The 25501-nt window shown below is 40.1% G+C and carries 25 protein-coding genes and 1 pseudogene; 7 read left to right on the forward strand and 19 right to left on the reverse strand.

Annotation, left to right across the window (positions count from 1 at the left end; genetic code table 11):
• The 12 genes from B9T36_RS18000 to B9T36_RS18055 all read right to left on the reverse strand — a co-directional run bounded on the left by B9T36_RS18000 (position 1) and on the right by B9T36_RS18055 (position 9593).
• Positions 1-303: a hypothetical protein gene (locus B9T36_RS18000; protein WP_086210806.1), complete on the reverse strand. Its 303-nt coding sequence runs from the start codon at positions 301-303 to the stop codon at positions 1-3.
• Between the two features lie 137 nt (positions 304-440).
• Complete coding sequence (locus tag B9T36_RS18005; RefSeq protein WP_086210807.1) at positions 441-1301, reverse strand: D-hexose-6-phosphate mutarotase; 861 nt, start codon at positions 1299-1301, stop codon at positions 441-443.
• Between the two features lie 98 nt (positions 1302-1399).
• Entirely contained in the window at positions 1400-1819 is a 420-nt protein-coding gene (locus B9T36_RS18010; RefSeq protein ID WP_086210808.1) for a F0F1 ATP synthase subunit epsilon, read from the reverse strand.
• 26 nt (positions 1820-1845) lie between these two features.
• On the reverse strand, positions 1846-3240 hold the full coding sequence (atpD, locus tag B9T36_RS18015) for a F0F1 ATP synthase subunit beta (RefSeq protein ID WP_004684425.1): 1395 nt from the start codon (positions 3238-3240) through the stop codon (positions 1846-1848).
• A 26-nt stretch (positions 3241-3266) separates the two neighbouring features.
• On the reverse strand, positions 3267-4136 hold the full coding sequence (gene atpG, locus B9T36_RS18020; RefSeq protein WP_004984038.1) for a F0F1 ATP synthase subunit gamma: 870 nt from the start codon (positions 4134-4136) through the stop codon (positions 3267-3269).
• Between the two features lie 87 nt (positions 4137-4223).
• A complete protein-coding gene (gene atpA, locus B9T36_RS18025; protein ID WP_086210809.1) occupies positions 4224-5768 on the reverse strand; it encodes a F0F1 ATP synthase subunit alpha in 1545 nt (514 codons plus the stop codon).
• Between the two features lie 44 nt (positions 5769-5812).
• On the reverse strand, positions 5813-6349 hold the full coding sequence (locus tag B9T36_RS18030) for a F0F1 ATP synthase subunit delta (protein WP_086210810.1): 537 nt from the start codon (positions 6347-6349) through the stop codon (positions 5813-5815).
• A 12-nt stretch (positions 6350-6361) separates the two neighbouring features.
• Positions 6362-6832 (reverse strand): F0F1 ATP synthase subunit B, encoded by a 471-nt coding sequence (locus B9T36_RS18035; RefSeq protein ID WP_086210811.1) that lies wholly within the window; start codon positions 6830-6832, stop codon positions 6362-6364.
• A gap of 38 nt (positions 6833-6870) precedes the next feature.
• Entirely contained in the window at positions 6871-7116 is a 246-nt protein-coding gene (gene atpE / locus B9T36_RS18040; RefSeq protein ID WP_000424060.1) for a F0F1 ATP synthase subunit C, read from the reverse strand.
• An 84-nt stretch (positions 7117-7200) separates the two neighbouring features.
• Positions 7201-8076, reverse strand: coding sequence for a F0F1 ATP synthase subunit A (gene atpB, locus B9T36_RS18045; protein WP_086210812.1), 876 nt, complete (start codon positions 8074-8076; stop codon positions 7201-7203).
• A gap of 107 nt (positions 8077-8183) precedes the next feature.
• The gene (locus B9T36_RS18050) at positions 8184-8582 is read right to left on the reverse strand and encodes an ATP synthase subunit I (protein WP_086210813.1); all 399 of its coding nucleotides are present in this window, start codon (positions 8580-8582) and stop codon (positions 8184-8186) included.
• Positions 8583-8753: 171 nt separating this feature from the next.
• Positions 8754-9593, reverse strand: a complete 840-nt coding sequence (locus tag B9T36_RS18055) for a metal ABC transporter solute-binding protein, Zn/Mn family (protein WP_086210814.1) — start codon at positions 9591-9593, stop codon at positions 8754-8756.
• Positions 9594-9734: 141 nt separating this feature from the next.
• Between B9T36_RS18055 and B9T36_RS18060 the strand changes: the two genes are divergently transcribed.
• Genes B9T36_RS18060 through B9T36_RS18075 form a run of 4 tightly spaced genes read left to right on the forward strand, consistent with a single transcriptional unit; the run spans position 9735 to position 12302 of the window.
• Positions 9735-10229: a transcriptional repressor gene (locus tag B9T36_RS18060; protein ID WP_086210815.1), complete on the forward strand. Its 495-nt coding sequence runs from the start codon at positions 9735-9737 to the stop codon at positions 10227-10229.
• Positions 10214-10996, forward strand: a complete 783-nt coding sequence (znuC, locus tag B9T36_RS18065) for a zinc ABC transporter ATP-binding protein ZnuC (RefSeq protein WP_086210816.1) — start codon at positions 10214-10216, stop codon at positions 10994-10996. Before B9T36_RS18060 ends, znuC begins: the two co-directional genes overlap by 16 nt.
• Before the next feature lie 3 nt (positions 10997-10999).
• Positions 11000-11800: a zinc ABC transporter permease subunit ZnuB gene (znuB, locus tag B9T36_RS18070; RefSeq protein WP_086210817.1), complete on the forward strand. Its 801-nt coding sequence runs from the start codon at positions 11000-11002 to the stop codon at positions 11798-11800.
• A gap of 4 nt (positions 11801-11804) precedes the next feature.
• Positions 11805-12302, forward strand: a complete 498-nt coding sequence (locus B9T36_RS18075) for a DUF523 domain-containing protein (protein ID WP_086210818.1) — start codon at positions 11805-11807, stop codon at positions 12300-12302.
• Here B9T36_RS18075 and B9T36_RS18080 read toward each other — a convergent pair.
• Positions 12283-12903 carry a LysE family transporter gene (locus B9T36_RS18080; protein WP_086210819.1) on the reverse strand — a complete coding sequence of 207 codons (621 nt, stop codon included), beginning with the start codon at positions 12901-12903 and terminating at the stop codon, positions 12283-12285. The genes B9T36_RS18075 and B9T36_RS18080 overlap by 20 nt on opposite strands.
• A gap of 163 nt (positions 12904-13066) precedes the next feature.
• On the opposite strand from B9T36_RS18080, the gene B9T36_RS18085 reads away from it, so the two are divergent.
• Positions 13067-13987: a Dyp-type peroxidase gene (locus B9T36_RS18085; protein ID WP_086210820.1), complete on the forward strand. Its 921-nt coding sequence runs from the start codon at positions 13067-13069 to the stop codon at positions 13985-13987.
• A gap of 48 nt (positions 13988-14035) precedes the next feature.
• Here B9T36_RS18085 and B9T36_RS18090 read toward each other — a convergent pair whose 3' ends face one another.
• Entirely contained in the window at positions 14036-14749 is a 714-nt protein-coding gene (locus B9T36_RS18090) for an SH3 domain-containing protein (RefSeq protein ID WP_086210831.1), read from the reverse strand.
• Between the two features lie 533 nt (positions 14750-15282).
• Entirely contained in the window at positions 15283-15951 is a 669-nt protein-coding gene (locus tag B9T36_RS19130) for a hypothetical protein (protein ID WP_171264508.1), read from the reverse strand.
• 319 nt (positions 15952-16270) lie between these two features.
• Here B9T36_RS19130 and B9T36_RS18110 point away from each other — a divergent pair.
• Positions 16271-16447, forward strand: a pseudogene (locus tag B9T36_RS18110) (peroxidase); the annotation flags it as partial.
• A 45-nt stretch (positions 16448-16492) separates the two neighbouring features.
• Here B9T36_RS18110 and B9T36_RS18115 read toward each other — a convergent pair.
• The 4 genes from B9T36_RS18115 to B9T36_RS18130 all read right to left on the reverse strand — a co-directional run bounded on the left by B9T36_RS18115 (position 16493) and on the right by B9T36_RS18130 (position 24616).
• Positions 16493-17251, reverse strand: coding sequence for a hypothetical protein (locus B9T36_RS18115; RefSeq protein WP_086210822.1), 759 nt, complete (start codon positions 17249-17251; stop codon positions 16493-16495).
• A gap of 4 nt (positions 17252-17255) precedes the next feature.
• Positions 17256-19442, reverse strand: coding sequence for a LysM peptidoglycan-binding domain-containing protein (locus B9T36_RS18120; protein WP_086210823.1), 2187 nt, complete (start codon positions 19440-19442; stop codon positions 17256-17258).
• A 2-nt stretch (positions 19443-19444) separates the two neighbouring features.
• Entirely contained in the window at positions 19445-22762 is a 3318-nt protein-coding gene (locus B9T36_RS18125; RefSeq protein WP_086210824.1) for a type VI secretion system Vgr family protein, read from the reverse strand.
• Between the two features lie 153 nt (positions 22763-22915).
• Positions 22916-24616: an NAD-dependent malic enzyme gene (locus B9T36_RS18130; protein WP_086210825.1), complete on the reverse strand. Its 1701-nt coding sequence runs from the start codon at positions 24614-24616 to the stop codon at positions 22916-22918.
• 274 nt (positions 24617-24890) lie between these two features.
• On the opposite strand from B9T36_RS18130, the gene B9T36_RS18135 reads away from it, so the two are divergent.
• On the forward strand, positions 24891-25493 hold the full coding sequence (locus tag B9T36_RS18135; RefSeq protein ID WP_086210826.1) for a hypothetical protein: 603 nt from the start codon (positions 24891-24893) through the stop codon (positions 25491-25493).
• The last annotated feature ends 8 nt before the right edge of the window (positions 25494-25501 follow it).

A 25501-nucleotide genomic window follows, 5' to 3' on the forward strand; every position in this document is an offset into this window, starting at 1 on the left:
CTAAACTTGAGTGCTTTTCATCCAGTTTCTAAAGGCCAATTGCATCGCTTGTCGTTCATAAGGCTTGGCTAAACGAGATTCTATGCTAGAAAAATCACCTTTATAGGCGGCTTCTATGATGCACTTGGCCAATTCCTGAATACTGACTCGGCCACGATGTTCATATTGCAAAATTTCTTCTTGCGTCAAAACCAAGTCCCAACAAGACACAACCGAACTCATATCAATGGCAATACTCAGATAATAGCGCTCAAAGTCTTGGTAAAGCTCCCAAAAATGAGCTTCATAGGCAATCAGGTTCATGGTCTTATTCACTTAACAATACTGTATCAACTTATACTTTTTATTGAATGAAATATATGCAACTTTAGCTACATATTCACTTGAGTACTATCCGTTGGCCTCAATCTAGATGGCTTTACTGCGCGAAGGCTTCCCATTTACTCTATACATAGTTCAAATTGGATCATTTCTCCCACTTTTAAAAATACTTTCTCTGATGCAATTTGCCCGCACTCAATACAAACGAAATCTTGCCAAGCATCATCTCGAATATCAAGAATACGCCTCGATTTATCTATCCAAGGATTCCAGATAATTGCACTTTTTGCAGTACTACGAATAAAAATCTGGTGCTGCGTGTCTTGTTCTAAAACAAACTGCCCCCTTGTTAGAGGATAAATGCGATCTAATTCTGACTTAAACTCAATCTGTTGCTCAAATTGATTCTGAACTTTATTGTTATTCAATTGATCAATATAAGTTGTATTGTCTAATCCCGAAATTTTAGCAATTTCTGTTTTGGCAGGAAAATAGCTATGCCATGCAAAGCTAAATTCTATATCCACTGTATCTAAATTGCTCAGTTGCATCATGAGTTGCAATTTTTCACCACAATAAATATGCATACTCAACTTAAATGCAACATCCCAATATCTGCGCGTTACATTTGAATCCCTCAATTCAAAAATAATTTCATGCCCTGCTTCACTCTCAATAACATTGACAAGTTTCCATTTCAGGTTCCGTGCAAAGCCGTGTGCAGAAAAATCGGCATGTTGTGAGTGGGCACTAAACCACGGAAAACATAAAGGAATCCCTCCTCGAATGGCTGTCCCTGCCTGATAAGAATTTAGTTCAGAGAGCCAAAGCAAAGGCTGTTGTTTCACTTTGGAATAAAATTCGAGTACTTGTGCTCCTTGGTAACTCATCACGGCATCACAATATGCATTTGATACTTTTAAAACATCCAACTCACTCTCGGCAAGTTGATCAATGCTAATGCCAGAAACATTGAACATAAATTTTCACACTTTTCGAATTAACGCCATTTATACTAAATTTTTTCGACATAAAAAAACCACCCTTTCGGGTGGCTTTTTTAATCTCAAACCGTCTCTTACTGAGCACGGTTCTTGATTTTGCGGATGGTTTCCAACTGAGCAGCAGTTTCTGCAAGAGCAGCCAAAGCGGCAGCAGAGTCCAAGTCGCTCTTTTGATTTGCAAGCAATTGTTCAGCGTGTTTACGCGCTTCAATAATTGCTGCTTCATCTAAGTTTTCTGCACGGACTGCAGTATCTGCAAGAACCGTCACAACATGCGGTTGAACTTCGAGTACACCACCAGATACATAGATTAACTCTTCTGTACCATTTTCAAGTAGAACGCGGATTGCGCCCGGCTTGAGTAAAGTTACTAGTGGTGCGTGACCAGGCATAATACCCAACTCACCACCAGCACCTTTAGCAATTAGCATCGTTACAGTGCCAGAGTACAAAGACTCTTGAACACTTACAACATCACACTGCATAGTCGCCATGAGAATCTCCTAAATTAGGTAACTAATTAAAGTTTCTCAGCTTTAGCAATTACTTCGTCAATACCACCAACCATGTAGAACGCTTGTTCTGGGATGTGATCGTATTCACCAGCTAAAAGACCTTTAAAGCCACGAATCGTTTCTTTAAGCGGTACAAGTTTACCAGGAGCACCAGTAAACACTTCAGCTACGTGGAACGGTTGAGAGAAGAAACGTTGGATTTTACGCGCACGGTAAACAGTCAACTTATCTTCTTCTGCAAGTTCGTCCATACCAAGAATCGCGATGATGTCTTTCAATTCTTTATAACGTTGAAGAACGTTTTGAACTGAACGAGCGATCTCGTAATGCTCAGCACCCACAACTAGTGGATCTAACTGACGTGAAGTTGAATCCAGTGGATCGATCGCTGGGTAAATACCAGAAGATGCGATGTCACGGCTCAATACAACAGTTGCGTCTAAGTGAGCAAATGTCGTTGCAGGCGATGGATCTGTTAAGTCATCGGCAGGTACGTATACCGCTTGGATTGACGTAATCGAACCAGACTTAGTCGATGTAATACGTTCTTGAAGAACACCCATCTCTTCTGCAAGTGTTGGTTGATAACCTACTGCAGATGGCATACGACCTAGAAGTGCTGATACTTCAGTACCTGCTAGTGTATAACGGTAGATGTTGTCTACGAACAATAGTACGTCACGGCCTTTGCCGTTTTCGTCTTTCTCGTCACGGAAGTACTCAGCCATAGTCAAACCAGTCAACGCTACGCGTAAACGGTTACCTGGTGGCTCGTTCATCTGACCGTAAACCATTGCTACTTTGTCAAGAACGTTTGAGTCTTTCATCTCGTGATAGAAGTCGTTACCTTCACGAGTACGCTCACCAACACCAGCGAACACAGATAAACCTGAGTGCGCTTTCGCGATGTTGTTGATCAACTCCATCATGTTTACAGTTTTACCAACACCGGCACCACCGAACAGACCAACTTTACCACCTTTAGCAAACGGGCATAGTAAGTCGATGACTTTAATACCAGTTTCTAAAAGGTCAGTAGAAGCTGCTTGTTCAGCATAAGAAGGTGCTTGACGGTGAATCGGCAAACGCGCTTCAGTCGCAACTGGACCAGCTTCGTCGATTGGGCGACCAAGAACGTCCATGATACGACCCAAAGTCGCTGTACCTACTGGTACAGAGATTGGAGCGTTAGTATTCGTTACGTTCAAACCACGCTTAAGGCCTTCAGTAGAACCCATTGCAATAGTACGAACTACGCCATCACCAAGTTGTTGCTGAACTTCTAATGTAGTTTCAGTGCCATCAACGTGGAGAGCGTCATAGATCTTAGGAACGCTGTTACGTTCAAACTCGACGTCGATAACCGCGCCGATGATCTGAATGATACGACCGCTACTCATTGCTGTCTCCTCAATTCAAAATAATGTTAAACGGCAGCGGCACCACCAACGATCTCAGAAATTTCCTGAGTAATCGCGGCTTGACGCAGCTTGTTATAAATAAGTTGTAGGCTCTTGATCAAATCACCTGCGTTGTCCGTTGCAGCTTTCATTGCAACCATACGAGCTGACTGCTCACACGCGATGTTTTCGATCACGCCTTGATATACCACAGACTCGATATAACGAACCAATAAGCCATTTAAAAGCTCTTCAGCTTCAGGCTCATAGATATAATCCCAACCGTATTGACGGTTAAGGGTCTTGTTTTCTTCAGCAGTTGCTAAAGGAACAAGTTGTTCGATTTTTTGATTTTGAGTCATGGCATTGACAAAGCCGTTTGACACAAGATAAATACGATCTAACTCGCCTTTATCAAATGCGTCTAACATCACCTGTACAGAACCAGATAACTGTTCAAGGCTTGGTGTATCACCGACATTTGTCGTAGCACCCAGCACTTTACCGCCGTAGTTTTTAAAAAACGAAACCGCTTTTTGACCAATCAAAGCAAATTGAACTTCAATTGACTGCTCTTGTTGCTGTTGTACGTGTTTAACCACTTTTTTGAACAAGTTAATGTTCAAACCACCAGCAAGGCCGCGATCTGAAGACACAATGATATAGCCAACGCGCTTAACTGGGCGTTCAACCATATAACGGTGTTTATATTCAGGGTTCGCTTGAACCAAATGAGCAATTACACGGTGCATATTTTCGGCATACGGACGGCCTTGAGCCATGCGCTCTTGCGCACGACGCATCTTAGAAGCTGCTACCATCTGCATCGCGCGAGTAATCTTCTGCGTGCTTTTGATACTAGCTACTTTGGCGCGAATTTCTTTTAAATTTGCCATACGCTTAACCTAGTATTCGAAGGCCCTTTCGAGCCCTCGAAGGTTGATTCCGTGAACCAAACCAACACTAATTAGCAAGTTGCTAAATTAGTAAGTTTGAGTCGCTTTGAACTTTTCAATACCAGCTTTGAATTCAGCTTCGATATCTTTGTCCCAAGCACCAGTCTGGTCAATTTTTTGCATTAACGCAGCGTGCTCTGAACGGAAGTAAGAAATTAACGCAGCATCAAAGTCTACGATTTTCTTCACTTCTACGTCAGCCATATAGCCTTCGTTAGATGCATAAACTGAAACAGCTTGGTCAGCAATTGAGTATGGAGCATATTGTTTTTGCTTCATAAGCTCAGTTACACGTTGACCGTGTTCAAGCTGTTTACGCGTTGCTTCGTCAAGATCAGAAGCGAACTGAGCAAACGCTGCAAGTTCACGATACTGTGCAAGTGCAGTACGGATACCACCAGACAATTTCTTGATAACTTTAGTCTGCGCTGAACCACCAACACGAGATACAGAAATACCCGCGTTCACAGCAGGACGAATACCTGCGTTGAATAATGATGTTTCAAGGAAGATCTGACCATCAGTGATCGAAATTACGTTCGTTGGTACGAATGCAGATACGTCACCCGCTTGAGTTTCAATGATTGGTAATGCAGTTAATGAGCCAGTTTGGCCTTTAACTTCACCATTCGTGAATTTCTCAACATAGTCAGCTGAAACGCGAGAAGCACGCTCAAGTAGACGAGAGTGAAGATAGAATACATCACCTGGATACGCTTCACGACCTGGTGGACGACGTAATAACAATGAAATTTGACGGTAAGCAACAGCTTGCTTAGACAAATCATCATAAATGATCAATGCGTCTTCACCACGGTCACGGAAGTATTCACCCATTGTACAGCCAGAGTACGGAGCAAGGAAAAGCATTGCTGCTGGATCCGCTGCCGCTGCTGCTACAACAGTTGTATACGCCATAGCGCCAGTTTCTTCTAGCTTACGTACCACGTTAGCAATTGTTGATTGTTTTTGACCAACAGCTACGTATACACATTTAATGCCAGAGTTTTTCTGTGCGATGATCGCATCGATCGCCATTGCTGTTTTACCAGTTTGACGGTCACCAATGATCAACTCACGCTGACCACGGCCAACTGGAATCATTGTATCTACTGATTTATAACCAGTTTGTACAGGTTCATCCACTGATTGACGCCAGATTACGCCTGGTGCAACTTTTTCTACTGCATCAGTTAATTTTGCATCAATTGGGCCTTTACCATCAATTGGGTTACCCAAAGCATCTACTACACGGCCTAAAAGTTCTGGACCAACCGGAACTTCTAATACACGACCTGTGCAACGAGCTTTTTGACCTTCTTGAAGGCTTAAGTAGTTACCTAAAACAACGACGCCCACTGAATCCTGTTCTAGGTTCAGTGCCATACCGTATAAGCCGCCGTCGAATTCGATCATTTCACCGTACATTGCATCAGCAAGGCCGTGAATACGCACAATACCGTCGGAAACCATAACAATGGTTCCTTCGTTCTTAGCGGTCGCGCTGGTGTCCAGATCGCCGATACGCTGTTTAATGAGCGCACTGATCTCGGATGGATTCAGTTGTTGCATTGCGCTATACCTCAATCTTTTTAAAGTTCAGTCTTCTTATGCAATTAAGCAAGAAGACGAGTCCGCATTTTTTCTAGCTTGTTAAGTGCAGAATCATCTATCACTTGGTCGCCTGCACGAATAACAACACCAGCAATAAGCTCTGGTTTAACTTCTACAGTTACATTTACCGCAGCTTCGAATTTTTTCTCTAAAGCATGAGTCAGTAATTGTTCTTGTACAGAAGTCAATGGGAATGCAGATTCAATCACTACATCCACAGTATTGTTATTCTGTGATTTGAGCTGCTCGTATTCTGCAGAAATTTCAGGAAGAAGCGCCAAACGGTTGTTTTCAGCAAGCAATGTCAAAAAGTTTGACACTGCTGCAGTTTGGTCTTCGCCTAATACTTTTGCAAAAAGACTTACCTGCTCAGCAGGAGTAAGCTCAGGGCGAGTTAGGAAAGCTGAAAATGCTTCGTCTTGCACCGCAGCACTGAGCAAATTCAATGCAGATGACCAATTGTCAGTTGCATTTTGCTCAGAAGCGTAAGCAAATGCTGCTTTAGCGTAAGGGCGTGCCAACGTCAAGAGTTCAGCCATAATCCGCCTCTCTTAAAGTTTAGCAGCCAGCTGAGTCAGCATGGCATTGTGAGCTTCTGCGTCAACTCTTTGGCTAAGAATTTTCTCAGCACCTGTTACTGCAAGATCAGCAACTTGTTGACGTAATTCTTCACGAGCAGAATTGATTTCTGTATCAACAGCTTCTTTTGCTTGTTGACGAATACGCTCACCTTCAGCTGACGCTTGATTACGAGCTTCTTCTACCAATTGTGCACCGCGACGGTTCGCTTGTTCGATCAATTGAGCCGCTTGTGCTTTAGCCGCGTCTAATTCAGCTTTCACTTGAGCTTGCGCATCCGCAAGGTCAGCTTTTGCTTTTTCAGCAGCGTTTAAGCCATCAGCGATTTTACGCTGACGCTCACTAATCGCATTGATTAGTGGTGGCCATACAAATTTCATGCAGAATGCGACGAAAATCGCAAATGCAATCGCTTGGCCAATCAATGTGAGGTTGATATTCATTGCTATTCCTCAATAGTTTAATTTAGGAATTAAGCTGATTAACCTACAAATGGATTAGCAAAGATGAAGAACAAGCCAATACCAACACCGATCATAGGCACAGCATCAAGAAGACCTGCGATTAAGAACATACGAGTTTGAAGTTGTGGAGCCAATTCTGGTTGACGAGCAACAGCTTCAAGGAAGCGACCGCCTAAAAGACCAAAACCAATCGCAGTACCTAAAGCACCAAAAGCGATCAAGATAGCAGATGCAATTGCAACTAGACCTAAAGTGAGTTCCATGATAATTCCTCAGAGGTTAGGTTTATACCAAATTAAAATAAAAAATTATGCGCCCAACCATCCAGTGATAGTTGGGCATTACCATTAATGCTTTTCGCTTGCCATGCTCAAGTATACGATAGTCAGCATCATGAAAATAAATGCTTGTAGCGTAATAACAAGAATGTGGAAGATCGCCCAAGGCACAGACAACGCCCATTGGATCCAGAACGGTAATAATGCGATCAAGATGAAGATTAACTCACCTGCATACATGTTACCGAAAAGTCGTAGAGCCAATGAAACTGGACGTGCAAGGAAGGTTACCAATTCAAGAATTAAGTTCACTGGAATTAATAACGCTTTTGCAACTGGGTTACTTGGATTAAATGGGTTAAGTGCCAATTCGCCAACGAAACCACCAATCCCCTTTTCACGAATACTGTAGAACAAGATCAGAACAAATACAGATAAAGACATACCTAAGGTAATGTTTGGATCTGTAGAAGGTACAACCTTAAAGTAAACGTGATGAGGATCCATACCAAATACACTTGCACCAATTTGTTGAGCTATGAATGGAATCCAGTCAACAGGGATTAAGTCCATTGCGTTCATGAGGAAAATCCACACGAAAATAGTCAATGCAAGTGGAGCAATTAAGCGTGATTTGCCATGGAAAGTGTCGCGAACACTTGAGTCTACAAACTCAATGATCATTTCAATTGCAGACTGGAACTTGGTTGGAACACCAGAGTTTGCAGCTTTCGCTACACACCAGAATAACAAACAGAAAATCACACCAAGCGTGATAGACCAACCCATTGAATCCAAGTGAATAGCAGTGAACCCCATCTGTTGAGCTTCATCAGCAGTTTCAGCCAACTTCCATGAACCATCTGGCATTTTGCCATAGGTCATATTCGTCAAGTGATGCTTGATATACTCGGTCGAAGTAAGGGCATGTTCTTCAGCAGCCATAAATCACACCTGGTCAATGTCAAATACAAATAGAGAGAACGAACATCGCGTGCTGCTTGACATCTCGTTCTTCTCCTAAAAAACTTTTCAATTTTTTGTAGTGCTTATTAAACTCGTTTTTGTTGACGCGACACCCAAAATGGAGCAACCCACGTCATGGTTTGAACGAGCATAAAACCACAAAACAACGCCACCGCTGACAACGGTTTGACATTGCTTAAAATTAAAATGAAACCAACAATCACAATTGCAAACTTACCCATCATGCCTTTATACATGTTCGCAAGAACCTGTTTAGAAGCGCGAGCTCCTGCTGCTCGAAACGACTGCCATGAAAAATAACAAGTCGCAAGCCAACACACGAGCGCACCTAATGCTGCACTCAGGGCTGCAGTTGAATCTTTCAAGACCCAACCGATCAAGGCTGAAACAGGAATCATGCATGCTTGTAAGAGGACTAAAGCTTTCGCTAATCGTCGGTCAATCAAGCGACTAGTTCGGCTCATTTTTTACTCACTCACAACAATCATGCTTGACAAGTTTAGCTGATGATTATTTTTAATCGCAGGCATTATAGGGTTACACCCCTGAACATGCAATCTTTTCCCGACCTAAGTCGAGTTTTTTTCTATGTTTAAATTGCTTTTAAACTAATCAATTATTGTTTAATTTTTGCGTCACTTTCGGGTATTTAGCACACATTTATGCACATGATCAGCTAATTGCTTCCACGCACTGACAAAATCCCCTGCCCCAGTCATACTTTCATCGACCGCTTGGAAAACCAGTGGGTTCAACTTTTGATATTGTGCTTGACTGGCATGCACTTCAGCCAAAAGGCACATCTTAGAATAAGGACGGTTGTCATTTAAGTATTTGATTTGCGCAACAGTAGGTGCAACATGTGGATCATCGGTTAGCGCACCTGCAAAACGCAAGTTTAAAGGTCGTTCCAGGTATTGATAAGCATCATGAAAAGACCAATATGGGCGAGCTTGGGTACTTTGACTATATATATTGGAGGTTTGCAACATGCTCTGCGCAAAGACTTTAGCATTATTCCAATAACGGTCTTTATATTCAGGCATTTGCTGCGAGCGAAGACTTGCAATAAAGAAAGCTATGCGAACTGCATTATTGGGATCTAGCCAGACATGAGTATCAACAGTATCTTTGAGTGCTATGCCACGGGTATTTCGCTGAGGTAATGCATGAATAATGCCCGAGTGTAAGATAGAAATAGCTTTTTCATTCTGTGACAACAGCTTATCTAAAGGTGCCTCATGTTCTTTACCCAACCAAATCACCAGATCTGCATCTTGAATAATTTTGCGATGCATTGGGGTCAGACTGACATCATGTCCAGATTGATTTGCCAATAATAAGGTTGGTTTTTCAATGCCTTTCGTCACTTCCTGTGCGATCAAGTAAATGGGCTGCGTAGAGACAACCAAGTCTTGCGTCCAAGCAACACTACTAAACAGCGCAAACGCACAAAAAGCCAAAAAACGGGACATGGGGAGCAATCACTAGAAAGATAATTAGTGTTATAATATAACAAATCAACAAAAATACCTATGCCCAATCGAAACTCTCTTCGCTTCATGCTAAGATTTAATGTCGTTTTTCTTTTATAGATTTTGCACTTGAGGTTTGCTATGAGCGCTTGTTCTCACGAACACCACCATGCTTTACATGATGTGCATGGTCATCACAACGTTGAGACGCGTTTGGCGGAAGCAGAAGTCTTGTGCACAACAACAGGGGCACGCTTAACCCCGCTAAGAAAAGAAGTGTTGGCACTGATCCTCAATGCAACAGGCCCAATGGGGGCGTATGACTTGCTGGCTAAAATTAAAAGTAATGCTGACCGTCCTGCTGCCCCACCAACAGTGTATCGCACTTTAGACTTTCTATTAGAAAAAGGCCTGATTCACCGTTTAACCTCAATTAATGCCTATATTCCATGCTGTCATCCACGCGAGGGACATCAAGCGGCCTTTCTTATTTGTACCGATTGCAAGTCAGTGACGGAAGCCTCTGCTCAAGGGTTATTACAACAACTCGACGCCCTTTCAGCAGCAGATGGTTTCACCGCGCAGCATAGTATTATTGAAATTTCAGGAATTTGTCAGCAGTGCCGCAACAAATAAACTCGGATCCCGTTCTGGTCGAACTCTCCCAGATTAGTGTTCGCATTGATGAACGCGACATTCTAAAACATGTCGATTTTTCTTTGCATGAGCAAGAAATTGTGACCTTGATCGGCCCCAATGGGGCGGGGAAATCCACGCTCATTAAAGTACTATTGGGCATTGTGCGCCCTAATGCTGGTGAAATTAAAACGACAAAGTCCCTGAAATTTTCCTATGTGCCACAAAAATTTAATCCTTCACATAGCCTACCGCTTAGGGTGAAAGACCTCTTAGCTTTGGAAAAATGTGATCCCACAATCAAACAAGAAATCATCCACGATACGGGGATCAGCAAACTTGAAAATTCCAAAGTACAGCAGCTTTCAGGTGGGGAACGACAACGGGTTTTGCTGGCGCGCGCGCTGTTACGCCAACCCGATATTTTAGTTCTCGATGAACCCATGCAAGGCTTAGATATCCAGTCTGAAGCTGAATTATATGATTATGTACGCAGTCTGCCCGTCAAATACGGTTGTGCTGTGCTTATGGTTTCCCATGACTTGCAGTGGGTGATGCAAGGGACACATCGTGTGGTGTGTCTCAATAAACACATCTGCTGTAGCGGTTTACCTGAAAATGTGCAACAGCACCCCGAATACCAAGCAATATTTGGCACCAACCGCGTGTTCTATCAGCATCATCATGATCACTGTGCACATGGTGATAGTGCAACGCCTTGTCAGCATGACACTCGCCCCCACATTCACCCTGAACCGGAAGCTTAAATCATGATGGAATGGTTACAAATACTATTGCCTGCATGGATTATGGGAACCTTATTGGTCTTCCTCACAGCTCCACTGGGCTGTTTGATGCTATGGCGTCGTATGTCTTTCTTTGCCGACACCATGGCACATGGCACACTATTGGGTGTCGCAATTGCAGGAGCAATAGCGTTACCCCTGTGGATGGGTGTAGCTTTTATTGCGGTGCTGTTGGTGGCGATTCTTTGGGTGTTGCATGATCCACGTTTACCGAATGACGCCTTACTCGCACTCTGTTCTGCGACCTTGCTCTGCTCAGGCCTAATGTTTATTCAACACATTCCAAGTTTAAGACCTGAGTTGCTCAGCTATTTGTTTGGTGATTTGCTCACGATTACATGGGCTGACCTCCCTGTTTTTGCAAGCGTTATTGTTGTTGCTTTGGTAGTGCTTTATAAAAGTTGGCAGGCTCAAATTCAAATCGCTATTGATCCTGATATGGCTGTCAGTGAAGGTGTTAGTGCGAAATGGCAACGTTTGATTTTTATGTTGCTACTGGCTCTATTTACCATTTTAGCGCTTCGTGCAGTGGGTTCTTTACTGATGGGTGCCTTGCTTGTCATTCCAGCACTCACCGCTCGACTGCTTGCCCACTCTCCAAAACAAATGGTGATTTGGGCCTTTGTGATTGCGCAAATTGGGGTAACGGTTGGTTTATGGTCCAGTGCAGGGCTAAACACTTCCACAGGGCTTAGCATCGTCTTAACCATGTCGATTCTGTTTGCGCTGATTTTTATCGCGCAGAAGTTTAAAAAACTGACTTAAATAAATGAGCCATAAACGTTATTTTATCAGCGCATGTCTACTCGGACAAAAAGTCCGTTATGACGGCAAAGACTGCCTAGTCTCTCAATTAGCTCAAGCCTTACTCGATAAAAATTATGTCAGCTTATGTCCTGAAGTCAGTGCAGGACTTCCCACCCCACGTCCCGCAGCAGAAATTCGCCATGGGTCAGGTGCTGATGTTTTATTCGGTCAGGCACAAGTTTTTTCCGAAGATGGCTATCCGCTTAGCGATGCCTTTATTCAAGGTGCCTACCAAGCTTTAGCATTGGCACAAGCCAACCATGTTACCCATGCCGTGCTCAAAGCCAATAGCCCATCCTGTGGTAGCAATGGCATTTATGATGGTTCATTTACAGGGCAAAAAATTGCGGGTGAAGGCGTCACTGCCGCCCTATTTCGTCAGCACGGTATACATGTGGTTACTGAACAACAGTTTTTAGCAGAACTGACGCAGACTAAATTTACTGATGAACTAAACTAAGCAATCCCGCCGCACAACTGAACAACACGGCAAAAGTACGATTGAGATATTTTTGCTGTCGCGGGGATTTTAAGAGTTTTAAAACTTTTGCTGCCAGCCCTGTATATCCCGCCATCACAATCAAATCAATCGTGACCATCGTGACAGCCATCACCGCATATTGAGACCACTGCGGTTTAGACAAATCCAAAAATTGCGGTAGAACAGCCAATAAAAATACGATTGCTTTCGGATTGCTCATATTGACCAGAAAGCCATACATCACCAATTTGGAACGTGATTTAGTCGATTGTTCTTGTTGAATGTCAATCGACTGGATGGGTGCCGTCCATTGTAAATAAGCCAAATACAATAAATAAGCCACACCAAACCATTTCACAGCCCAAAATGCCCAAGGCGTTGTGGCAAAAAGCACCCCAACCCCAGCCGCCACAATACCGATTTGTACCAACAAGGCGAGTTGTAAACCCAGTGCATTCCAGTAGCCATGCCGAAAACCGTAGTTGACACCACTCGACATTGACGCAATGGCCCCTGCCCCAGGGGAGATACTAATGATCCAACATGCAAGTACGAAACCAAGCCAAATTTGAAATGACATAAAAGATATTGAGAGAAAATGACTGTTCAATTATATGATCTTTCATGCTTTCAGGGGCCCATAATTCATCAATGAATTTTTCACTTAAAGGCTATGAAGCTGAAACAGCATAAGGCACAATAAGTGTAGCCAATAGAAATAACAATTTTTTTAGGAGCCATGAATGACCGCCCAATCTGTAATTCTACCATTACCTTCAGATCATGCCCGTTTTATTGTTTTACGTTTAAAAGATTTAAGTATTGAAGAACTTAAAGAAAAATTAGAAGATTTATTTTCAACCCGTGATCGTCTTATTACTCAACATCCACATGCTCAAATTAAAACAGCGGTTGCTTTTGGCCCTGAACTTTGGGCACAACTTCATCCTACAGCGCCTGCAGGGTTTAAACAGCTAGAGCCCATTTATGGTTCTTTTAATATGCCTGTCGCACCTGCGGATGTTTTAATTCATATTGCGGCTCAGCGTACCGATATTTGTTTTTCCCTTAGCCAATCGTTCTTTGAAGGCATCCAAGATAAAGTGGATGTTTTAGATGAACGAGTCTGTTTCCGCAATTTTGATGGTCGAGATTTGACTGGGTTTATTGATGGTACTGAAAACCCGCAGTTCCCCGATGATCGTGCTGAAACAGCATTATTAGGTGAAAATTCCGGAGTATTCGCAGATGGCTCTTTTATCTTTGCACAGCGCTATTGCCATGATTTGGAAAAGTGGAAAAAATTAAAAGTTGATGCTCAAGAGCAAGTTTTTGGCCGAACAAAACTTGAAAGTATTGAACTAGATGATGACGTTAAACCTGAAAATTCTCACGTTGCACGTGTCGTGGTTGAAGATGATGAGGGCGAGGAAATGGAAATCCTACGTCACTCTCTTCCTTATGGCGATGGTAAAGGTGAGCAAGGTTTATTTTTTATTGCCTATACGAAAGATTTAAGCATTATTGATGCGATGTTATTGCGTATGTTTGGCACCAGCGGTGATGGAATTCATGACCGCATGCTTCATTTTGTGACTCCTGTTGACGGTGCTTATTATTTTGCACCGAGTGAGGAGTTGCTGGAAGAAGTTTTGGAAGGGTGATTTTTAATGCTTAACTACAGTAAGAGTCTACTGTAGTTAAGCTAATTTTTACAATTCTGTCTTCCATACTTTATTTTTCACCAACTTCCCATCTTTAATATGTAATGCAATATTATATTGAGCAGCCCCACCACTACTTAATGCGTTGATTATGTATAAATCATTATTTTTCTCATAAATCTGAAAATCAGCAAGTTCATTCTTACTACTAAGCCCATCTTTTGGAAAAAAATAGTTTTCCAATTGATCTGAATTAATAATAATTTTTTGCTCTTGTATTTTAACTACTATTCTATTCAACTGAAGAAAATTTGCAGTAGGGAGGTCACCATCCGTACCATAAAAAGCCTTCCCTTTATACAAACTATATAACTCCCTCCCCTTTAAAATTTTGGAATAATTTTTTGAATTCAAATCTGCATCCTTCGATGAGATCTCAACTGTATATAAAGAACTCCTATATAAAGCAGTTCTAACATCATATTTTTTTAATTTTATTTTGTTATAACCATCGAATCTATTAATTCTATTATTATAAATATAACCATTCACACCAGACGATGAGTTAATAAAACAAAAATTATTCACAATATCATCTACACATGAAACTATTTCTCCATTCTTCTGTTTAGATATAACCTTAGAGCTCAAATCTGCCAATTCACGAACATTAACATAGCCATCCTTATCTTGAATTAATCCAAAATCAGCATAAATACAACTACTAATTGTCATTAAAAAAAGGAAAAATATATAATTCATTATTTTAAATTCTCTTAGACTCAATTCATTTCCTGCACAATAAAATTCGGTCTTTTATCATTTCTGTTTGAAATTCTCGCGTGAACTTCTCATCATTAGCAACATATTTCTTTTTTATCCAAGTTCTTTGGGAATCTCTTAATGTTACTCTTTCTTCTTCAGATAATTTTGATATTTTCTTTTTTTATAAGGAAGTTTAATATTTGGTAATTTTCTTATAATCAATTAAACAACAACTCAATATATCGTTAAAAGGGGCGCTATCAGGCTTACATACCAAACCATCTTTATCTAAAAATACATATAAAGAGATAAATATAGTTAATATAGAGATCTTAATTTTTTATTTATAGCAATATCTCCTTAACCCTTTTTAAAGTAGCCTTAGGATCCAATAAAATCGTCCCTCTATTAAAAACCCAAAAAGTAATACTCTTTGATAGAATAAATATCTTATTATTTATTGTAAAATACCCCTAAAGTTATTTACACTGGCGTAGAAGATTTCATTGACACAGAATTTTTACAAGGTATTATTCTTTTAGATCCAATAAACCTAAACTAACTATTTTATCATTTTCAGTACATGATGGCTGTATATCCATATCTAAGAAAGTATAACGGTGCAATAGTTTTTCTTCACTATTATGACCTCCCCAGATATTAAAATTAGAACCTTCATGTGAAAAACATTCAGTTATAATATTTGGAATACCATTTCCAATTAGATCCACCCCTCTAATCTTTCCATTACTATACATAATTTGGTTTTTACTTAACTCAAAACCATAACCTCGAAGAGGCGTTTTAGTTTTCTTATCAATATTATAAAAATAATTAGGCTCATCAGTTACAAAAGTCAAGTTCGAAACACAATCAGTATCATCTTTTTTAGATACTGGTTTCACCATATCATATTTAAACTTTTCATCTTCCTTATATATAACAACAACATCATTATTAATTGGTTTTTCACTTACAATACATCCTTCTTTAGAGTTTAATAATACATAAATTTTATTATCTAAGGCTTTCTTTACGCCTTTACTGCTCTGCAAAATTTTACCAGCTAATAAATCTGATTGTGGCTTCTCTATTTTCTGTTGTTCAATCGATTTAGCATGAGCAGTCTCACCTAAATATTTAGTGTCGCAAGCATTTAAGATTAATAAGCACATAAAAATCAATGTTTTATAAATCACTTTTACCTACCTGTGTGTGACCAATGCAGTGCATCTTTACTGCCGTACCCAATTACACTATATTTTTATTTAATTGCATAAATGTAGACCAGCTGGTATTCTTTTTCTTTCAATATTAATAGTCAAAAATTTTCCAATATAATTAGATATTTTTATATCTACTGCCATTCTCCTAACATGGTTTGAATACCTTGGCTTATCCACCACATTATCTCCTATGCATTATTTTTAATACATTGCTTCAGAAAATTCACTCCTTCAGCATTATTTCTTTTATGGGTCCATCCACTGTCTTATAGCTATGGTAAAATAAGCAAGACTTATTTTTATTGCCTATACTAAAGATTTAAGCATTATTGATTCGATGCTATTGCGTATGTTTGGCACCAGTGGTGATGGAGTCCATGGCCGCATGCTTCATTTTGTAACTCCTGTTGACGGTGCTTATTATTTTGCACCGAGTGAGGAGTTACTGGAAGAAGTGTTGGAAGGATGAGTTTAAATTAGGAGTAACTAAAAATGCTAGTTACTCCTAATTTAATCAATTAATAACAAACTCTCCATTATTATTCAGAGTAATTTTCAACAGCTTTCCATTCTTTGTATAAAATATTTCATAGTTTTTATTAATTGTTATATTGTTAGAAGCATCTATAGTAATTTTTTTAAATAGTCCCAATGCATTTACTGAGGTAAGATTAATTACAGAGCGACCAGAATCCGAAGACGATGGAGATGCTATTAAGATCACACCATTTTTTGATTCAGGAAAGATAACTGAACTACCATAGTTTTCATCAAGTTCGTTATAAACTTCCAATAAAGCAGAAACATCAATTAAATTTACTTTATCACAACTAGTCTTACTGTTTTTCAAAATGCAGTTGATGTGATCATCAGTATTATAAGGTAATAAAGTTACAGAAAATCCATCATCATTTTTTTTATTAATTTCTTTTAAAACCTTACCATTATCTCTGCCAATTTCATTTAACCTGTTTATGTATTCACCCCTATAACACTCTTCCTTTACCAATCCAACACCTTCCCCAAGAGTATAAGATTTTTTACTCTCACATCTATTCTCAATACTTTTTTTCCATAGAGTAAAATCTTTTCTTTCATTGTTTTTTAACTTTTTCAACTCTTTTTCAAGAAGAAAATTTTCTTTTCTAATACATTGAAATTTTTCCTCAACATTATTTGAATTGCAACCTTTTGTGCTAGTTTTTGCACATGCCACATTCAGAAAACCTAATCCTATAAAAAAAATTAAATAAAAAAAATTAAAATTAAACATGGTGTTAAATTCCTTTAAAATTATCTGGAAGTCTTAATTTAAATGATTTTGGAATACTATCTTTTAATTCAGAAACTGTACCATGTGCATGAATTGCTTTTCCATGACCAAAAATTAGACCCTCTCTAACAGCTTTATCATGAAAAACATTGACCCATGCTTTTCGATTATATTCATCAGAATAATATTTATTTGCATAATTCAAATGTCCCCCTACAATGGATGGGCGACCATTTGCTCTTTCAATCAAATAACTATTCACGAAATTTTTTATCCTTGAGCTAACAGCAGACATTGGCATATTTTGAACAGAACCATATGGCTCTAAACTTTTAGGTCCTGTTATTTTAGAGAACTGACGATGTGCATTGACAACATTTCTCACAGTACCTCCCCATACACCAGATTTCGTCCTATTTAATATAGTATCTACAACTCCAGCAGCTTGTTGTTTAAAATTATTTTCATTTTTAAATTTAATTACTTCAGTCTCCGTTACCTTCATAATATCAATAATATCTTGATTCGATAAAATCAACTCACTTTCTAAAATATTAGATTTAGGATCTTCATTTTTAAAGATAATACCAGAACAACTGAGTAAAGATTGCTTATTTATTTCTTTTAGTAGAACAGAGAATAATTCTCCATTTAGATCTTTAACTGTTTTTTTAAAATAAATTTCATTTCTAGCAACCATTGAAAATTTTGTCACATCGTAATGCACCCATGTACTTGCTCCCGAAGAACCATCATTAAACTTTTCTGGTTCCAGATAAATTTTACCATCTTGTCTTTGTTCTGAAGCATTCATCTTAGCTACTAATATTTTTTTACGTATTTTATTCATATCTTGAGAAGCTGTAGTTCTAACTCCATTTTTATTAAAATGTATATCTAAAGCTAGTCCCATATGGTTAACACTAGTTCTTTTCTTTTGTTTATTACTCTCGATACACCTATACCCGGACTCTATATATGCTACTTCGATATTTTCAGATTTAAAATCATTTTTTAGATAAAAACTTAATGCCTTCAACACCCATATTAAAGACCTATGTAAACCTGGATACTCATTTGCAGTATTTAATCCTGACTTCACCCCTCTAATATTATTACCATACCCTAAACACTCACCACACGGACAAGAAGCCTTCGCCATAAAACTTGCTATTGGATACTCATAGTAAAACTTATCCAAAGCAGATAAAACGCTTCCACAAATTTTTCCAGTTTCAATCACCCCCATATAATCTCTCTGAAATTGCCTAATACAAGCAGCTGTTAAGTTAGTAAACTCATCTGTGGGTAATGCACCACCAAACCCAGCTAAACGAATATTAATTTCTCTAATTAATTCACTTTTACCTGATGAAATACATTGAGGATTGGTTTTACATAAATTTTCAGTATTCGTTTTGGGTGTTCCACTCTCTTGGCTACGGTCTTCAACTGTCGGGATTTTAGAGCCTAAATTGGCAGTTTCATTGAGTATATTCTTACCCTCTTCATAAAGTTCATTCACCTTATTTAGGATTTCATTACCTAAATTTCCTGAAAAAAGTCCATCACCTTGCTTTTTTTGCGGACTCGCCTGAGAAGGCTTTTTTGCTTCTTGCCTCTGAGATATTTTTGATGTTGTACTAGGGGACGATTGATTTTTTGGTTGTGTGGCTGATTTTTCTTTTTGTTGATGCACATGATTTCCTGCAGCTGGAATATTTACTTCCAACTTAATCACTTGACCAATATAAATCTTATTTGGATCATCTATCTTATTTAGGCGTTCTAATGCGCGAACTGTCGTATTATTTTTCTGAGCGATATCAAATAAAGTTTCTCCTTTTTTCACAACATGTGTTTTTCTTTTATATTCTCCATTACTTCCCTGATTAGTGAATGTCGTTAAGTTTAAAAGAACTTTAGGGCTCGTAATCTTTACAATCATCCTATCTCTAGACATAACAAAGCTTTGGACTTTTAGCATTAAACCATCAAACATACTTTTGACATGAACATCTAATGCTGTACCTTTATCTCGGCTAATTTCGACAATGCACCCTTTAGAGTTTGTTGCACCAGCCGCAATAACCTGTCCAGTCCTTTGGTTCGTCACTTTATATTGAGCTTTAGGAATTGGGCTTCCAAATAAATCTAAAATTTGTATAGTCACTAATGATTTTTTATTCATTTCTAATCCTTATTATTTTCATTATGATTTATTTCTAAATTCTCACCATTTACATTTTTATCAATACTAAAATCATCTTCATCAAAACTTTCGACTCGTAAGCCCCATTCATCATCAGATCCAACAAGCACTTGGACTTTTGTTGGGTCTGATGTGTTAATTTTTCCTGTACGGCCATGTTCATCTATTACCCCTGCAATAAATACATTTGTCTCAGGAATAAAAGCTTTGTAACTGAGCTGATTAAAATCACTTGCCCAAAATAAATTATAAATATCTAGCCGATTGCTAAAAGTAGAAGAGCAAGGTAATTCAGGAACCTCATAAGACACTTTTGCCCCACCCACAAAACTATGCTGACCCGCCTTACTTTCAAACTTTCCACCTGTTGTCGTAAAAATTCCATCCCCATTGATTTTGAGCTGTGAACCACCAGCAGTAAGCACAATTTCTTTTGGACTGGTTATCTCTATTTTATCTTCAGTTGAAATTAGCTTAATCACCTTGCGCGCAATCGCCTCTATCGCATCATCTTGCGCCTGTAATTCAACTTTTCCTTTTGCAGCAAATGCCTTTAGCCCTTTTTGTGCAGCAAATAAGCTCACCTTATCCTGTGCATGCGCAATAATATTCTTCTGTGCACTTAAGTTAATAGACCCCTGTGCGCTTTCAACAATGTCTTGAGAAGCCTGTAAAACAATATCTTCGGGTGTCGTGAGGGCAATACCATTGGGGGAAGCCAACAACATTAAAGCCTGACGAAAGATCTTCGCTTGAGCTTGATTGTGAGTATCCTGCGTTTGCTCTGCCTCTTGAGCATATGTCTCCATAAAGCCTTGCATGGAGCCCAATGCCTGCATAGGATTAACATTTAGCTTGCTGCCTTTATTAAAGCTTCCGCAAACACTGGTCAGATCAAAGTCATTCATCTCGACATTAGCAATCACTTTGCCAACATCTTTTAAAGCGGAGAAAGGATCCGCATTCAATTTTTCTTTGACACTTTGCAACTGACTCTTTAAAGCATCTGAACCATGTTCTTCGAGATTATCAATAAAGGCTTTTAAGTTTTCGATTGAGTTATTCGCGCCTTGAAAGAAGTCTTTAAATTCATTGATCAAATTGTCAGTGTCTTGACCAAATTTTTGAATATCCTCAATGAAGCCACCACAGCTTTTTAGTGCCGAAATCGGATCTTGACTAACTGCCGTTTTAAATAAACCAACAGTTGCTTGGAGTGCTTGATTGGCTCCTTTTAACTCTAAAGATTGAATCAACTTAGGCAGACGATTGACGACATTCAGTGCATCAGTCTGTTGTTTGACAGCCAAAGTACTCAGTATGTGCATACTGTCATGACCTTGCTGTAAGATGGACTGGGCTTCTGACGCAGCCAAATGATCTGCAACCGCTTGATCCTGTGCATAGGTACTAATCAAGAGCCCCTTACCTGCACGCATGGCTCCCCATTGATCCGTTCTTAGCTCAAACCCCTCACCACGCCCATCACTGTTTTCAGTTTCTTTTGGATGACTGAGGTTACCAAGGTTGAGCTGACTCGCTCCATGACTACTGTGTAGCTGCACACTAATTTGCCCTGTCGTATCATCAAAACGCAGTTGGTTAAAACCTTGCCCTGCAACCTCTTGTGAACGAATACCACTGAGCTTCTTCGTTGCAGGCAATGTTCCCTTTACATCAAACATGGTTTGGTGACGCTCCGCTTCATGAATCCGCCCTACGACAAAGGGTCGATCAACATCCCCCTCAAAGAAGTCAATAACCACAATTTCTCCGACACGCGGATGAAAACGTGCGCCATATCCCTCACCCGCCCATGGGGTCAATACATCGACCCAAGCCGAGTCCGTATCATTGTCATTTGCACCCGCACCACCATCATGGGCATGGTCATCACTACGGGTAAACATGAAGCGAACTTTAATCCGTCCCCATGCATCCACATAAATTTCTTCCCCTTCGGGCCCGACGACTTTAGCCCGTAAAGGGTAGGCTGCTGGACGGTGTATCCATGCTTGATATTCAGGAACAATTTTAACCTCACGGCGTACGACAAAGAGTTCATTGGCTTGTCGTTCTTCATCACTCAGACCTTGCCAGCGACTTCCTTTTAATAACAGATTGATTTGCTGTAGCAACTCTTTGGGTAAATTATTTTGGTTATAAAAAGTTTTCCCTAAAATGAGAAATTCACGCTCTGTGGATACATGTTGGTCTATTTCAGGATGCCCCACCATTTCAAACCAATAGCCCACATGCGCATCGCGAACGCTACTTTTTGCGGTGAAATATTTGGCCTGAAGCTCGTAAGAATGGCTCAGTTGTTGATTCAGTCGTTCTAGTTGGTTGCTATTTGCAACTGTCGTCTGATCTCCTCCCTGCAGATCACCCGTCCATGCTGAACTAACACACCAAACTTGTTCTAAGCTTAAACTTTCATTGTCCTGTTGATCACTATGCTGATGTGTACTAAGTGCAGTATGACTTTGATCTTGAAGCAAATGTTGCGCATGCCAACGCTGCGTTTGTACCCGTGTTGGTTGTAAATGCCGCTCTGCAATAAAACTGGTAATGCTATCAAATGGCTCGGTGGCATGGCTGCGGTGGAAACGAATCGTCCGACGACCCAGTGCTGTAAACACTTGATTGTCATCAATCAAACGAAGTTGCTGTGCCTGAATCGGCTCGGACGAACTGAACACCATCGGAGCTTGTTCATCAATCAACCAATTAATACCTTCACTCCGCCATAGGCGCGTAAGAAACTCAGCATCGGTTTCATTAGACTGCATGACAAACGGACGTATATCATAATCGCGGCTCAGACCCTCTAAATTCAAGCTTAAACTGGCTGCGAATAAGGCACTATTGTTTTGCCATTCACTAAACAGAGTTTCAGTAATTTCACGAACACTTTTATTCATAAACACGCGACTGTTTCTGCGCTTATGCCACAGTGAGGTTGCATCTTCAATCGTCAGTTTATAAACAGTTAGTGCACCATCACTTTGGCCTTGACTAGCACCCGTAATTACGCCAGTGAGACGCGAGAGCTGCCCAACATCCGTAACCTGATCTACGGCGACACGACCACCAATGAATTGTTTCAAAGGCAGATAAGCATTGGTCGATAGACATAGAATTTCAGCCTTTAGGCCTTGATTGATACGGTGCTTACCCTCAATGCGCTGAATAAACACCTGTGTATTCAAGGCCAGATTGGAAAAATGAATATGCAAGGCACGTTTTTGCGAGCCAAATCCAAAGGATTCCAGCATCTTATAAATAGAATTGAACATGATCATTATTTAAGTTATTGGTTTTTATATTTGTGCGCGGAGTGTACAAAATGTCTAATTTTTAATCTAGTAAAATAATGTTAATCAATACGTATTCCTGAGATAATAAAAAAAGGAGCATTCTGCTCCTTTTTTTATTATCTCATTTCAGCTTTAGAAGGCGACACGTTTATAGTGACGATACTCTGGCTTCCAGAAGTTCTTTTCAATCGCGTGTTGCAATTGCTCATCACTAATAATCGGGGCTACACCTGCATCCATCGCTGCTTTCGCAACCTTGAAAGCTATCAGCTTAGATACTTTTTGAATTTCATCAATCTCAGGTAACAAGTCTGCTTCAGGATTAACCAACATCGGTGAGCAATCTGCCAAAGCATTACTCGATGCAATCAGCATAGAATCCGTCACACGGGTTGCATTGGCCGCAATCACGCCCAGTCCAATGCCTGGGAAGATATACGAGTTATTGCACTGCGAAATATTATAAATTTTGCCTTGATAGTTGACTGGAGCAAAAGGACTACCTGTCGCAATCAAAGCCTTGCCGTCCGTCCAGTGAATAATATCTGCTGGCACAGCTTCGACACGCGAGGTTGGATTAGACAGTGGCAACACAATCGGACGCTCACAGTTCGAAGCCAAAGTACGAATCACTTCTTCAGTGAATAAGCCCGGCTGACCCGACACCCCAATCAACACGGTAGGTTTGGCATTTTTCACGACATCAAGCAGTGAAATCACCTCTTCCGCATTTCCCCATTGCGCAATCACGTCTGGCTTTTGCGCCAATTTACGTTGGAAGTCGAGTAGATTCGGCTGATTTTCAGTGATTAAACCAAAACGATCGACCATATACACGCGTGCACGCGCTTCGGCATCAGTTAAACCTTCAACTTTCATCTGTGCAACGATTTGTTCAGCAATCCCACAGCCTGCTGAACCTGCACCTAAGAAGGCAACGGTTTGATCCTTGAGTTGTTTACCTGCCGCACGTGATGCAGCAATCAAACTGCCCACAGAAACGGCTGCCGTACCTTGAATATCATCATTAAAACAACAGATTGCATCACGATACTTATTCAGTAACGGCATGGCATTATTTTGCGCAAAATCTTCAAATTGAATCAGCGCTTTCGGCCAACGACGCTTGATCGCCGCAATCACTTCATCGACAAAAGCATAGTACTCATCACCACTGATGCGTGGTTGATTCCAACCCATATAAATCGGGTCATTCAATAACTGTTGATTATTGGTCCCGACATCGAGGGTAATTGGTAACGTATACGCTGGACTAATACCACCACACGCGGTATATAGCGATAATTTTCCAATCGGAATACCCATCCCGCCAATGCCTTGGTCGCCCAAGCCTAAAATACGCTCGCCATCGGTAATCACAATGACTTTGACATTTTTCTTGTTGATGTTATGCAAGATGTCATCAATATGCGCACGATCTGGATAGGAAATAAATGTGCCGCGATGGCGACGATAAATATCCGAGAAACGCTGACAGGCCTCACCCACCGTTGGAGTATAGATGATCGGCATCATCTCACTTAAATGGTTTTCAATGAGGTGATAGAACAAGGTTTCGTTGGTGTCTTGAATATTACGCAAGTAAATGTGCTTATTGATCGCATCATTAAAAGCACAGTACTGTTGATAAGAACGCTGACTTTGTTCTTCAATGCTTTCTTCAACATGCGGAATTAGACCATGCAAGTTGAAGCGAGTGCGCTCTTCTTCCGTAAATGCGGATCCTTTATTTAACAGCGGCAACTCAAGTAAAGTATTGCCCGCATAAGGGATGTATAAGGGTTGTTTTGTCTTTAAATATTCTGTCGTCATTACCTATCTCGTTATACATAGATTTAGATGAACCTATGGGAGAATCTGTACATCTATTTCGGCTACTAGCTTAGCGCCATTTACTCATGTTTTGATATTTATAAGCGTGATGCAATTATCAAAGCGATTTAGTCTGAAAATAAAAATACTGAGTCATACAACTAAATATAGGGACTGAAACAGACTTTTCGCAAAATTCAAAATGGATAAAAATTGAACTTCACCATTACACAAGCTAAGCTAGCGCCTTTCGTAGTTCTCTATCCGCAAAAAAATGACAATAAAAAAATTAATGCTCTTGTTTAGCCTCATAAGCGTTGTTACCGCTCAACTGACCGCTTGCCAATCTGTCTCTAAGGCTCAAAATACCGTGAGTCATAAAATTACAGGGCTATTGGGTAATCACGAGAAACTGCCTGAAATTGATCAAAAAGGCATTGTCGATATCAGTAAAGCCACCATCGAGCAATATGAGCAACTCAGTGCCAATTTACCCTTGAACCAATGGGTCTATTTGGAGAATGAAAAACAAGACATTTATCAACTACAAAACAAATCGACCGAAGGCTTTGTGCTCTCACTGCGTCTGAATTGTAAAATCAGCAGTCATCCGCCTACGTTTGAGCTTCAAGATGCGCAAGGTAAACGTATTTTATATGGTTATAATAAAGAAGCAGGACAGATTCAGTTTTTACTCGACAACAAAAACTACGGCAATCCCTTTGATCCATTTCAACACCAAACCCTGAGTCGTTTTCAACAACAGCTTGCCAGTGCCCAAGTGATTAAGCTCTTTCATGCAGGCAAACTGTATCGTTTTCAAAACCAAAATGCGGCACTACTCAGCAAACCTGTCTCATGCCGTGAAAATAGCTAAAATGAAGG

Source organism: Acinetobacter sp. ANC 4204, from assembly GCF_002135205.1.
Classification (GTDB): domain Bacteria; phylum Pseudomonadota; class Gammaproteobacteria; order Pseudomonadales; family Moraxellaceae; genus Acinetobacter.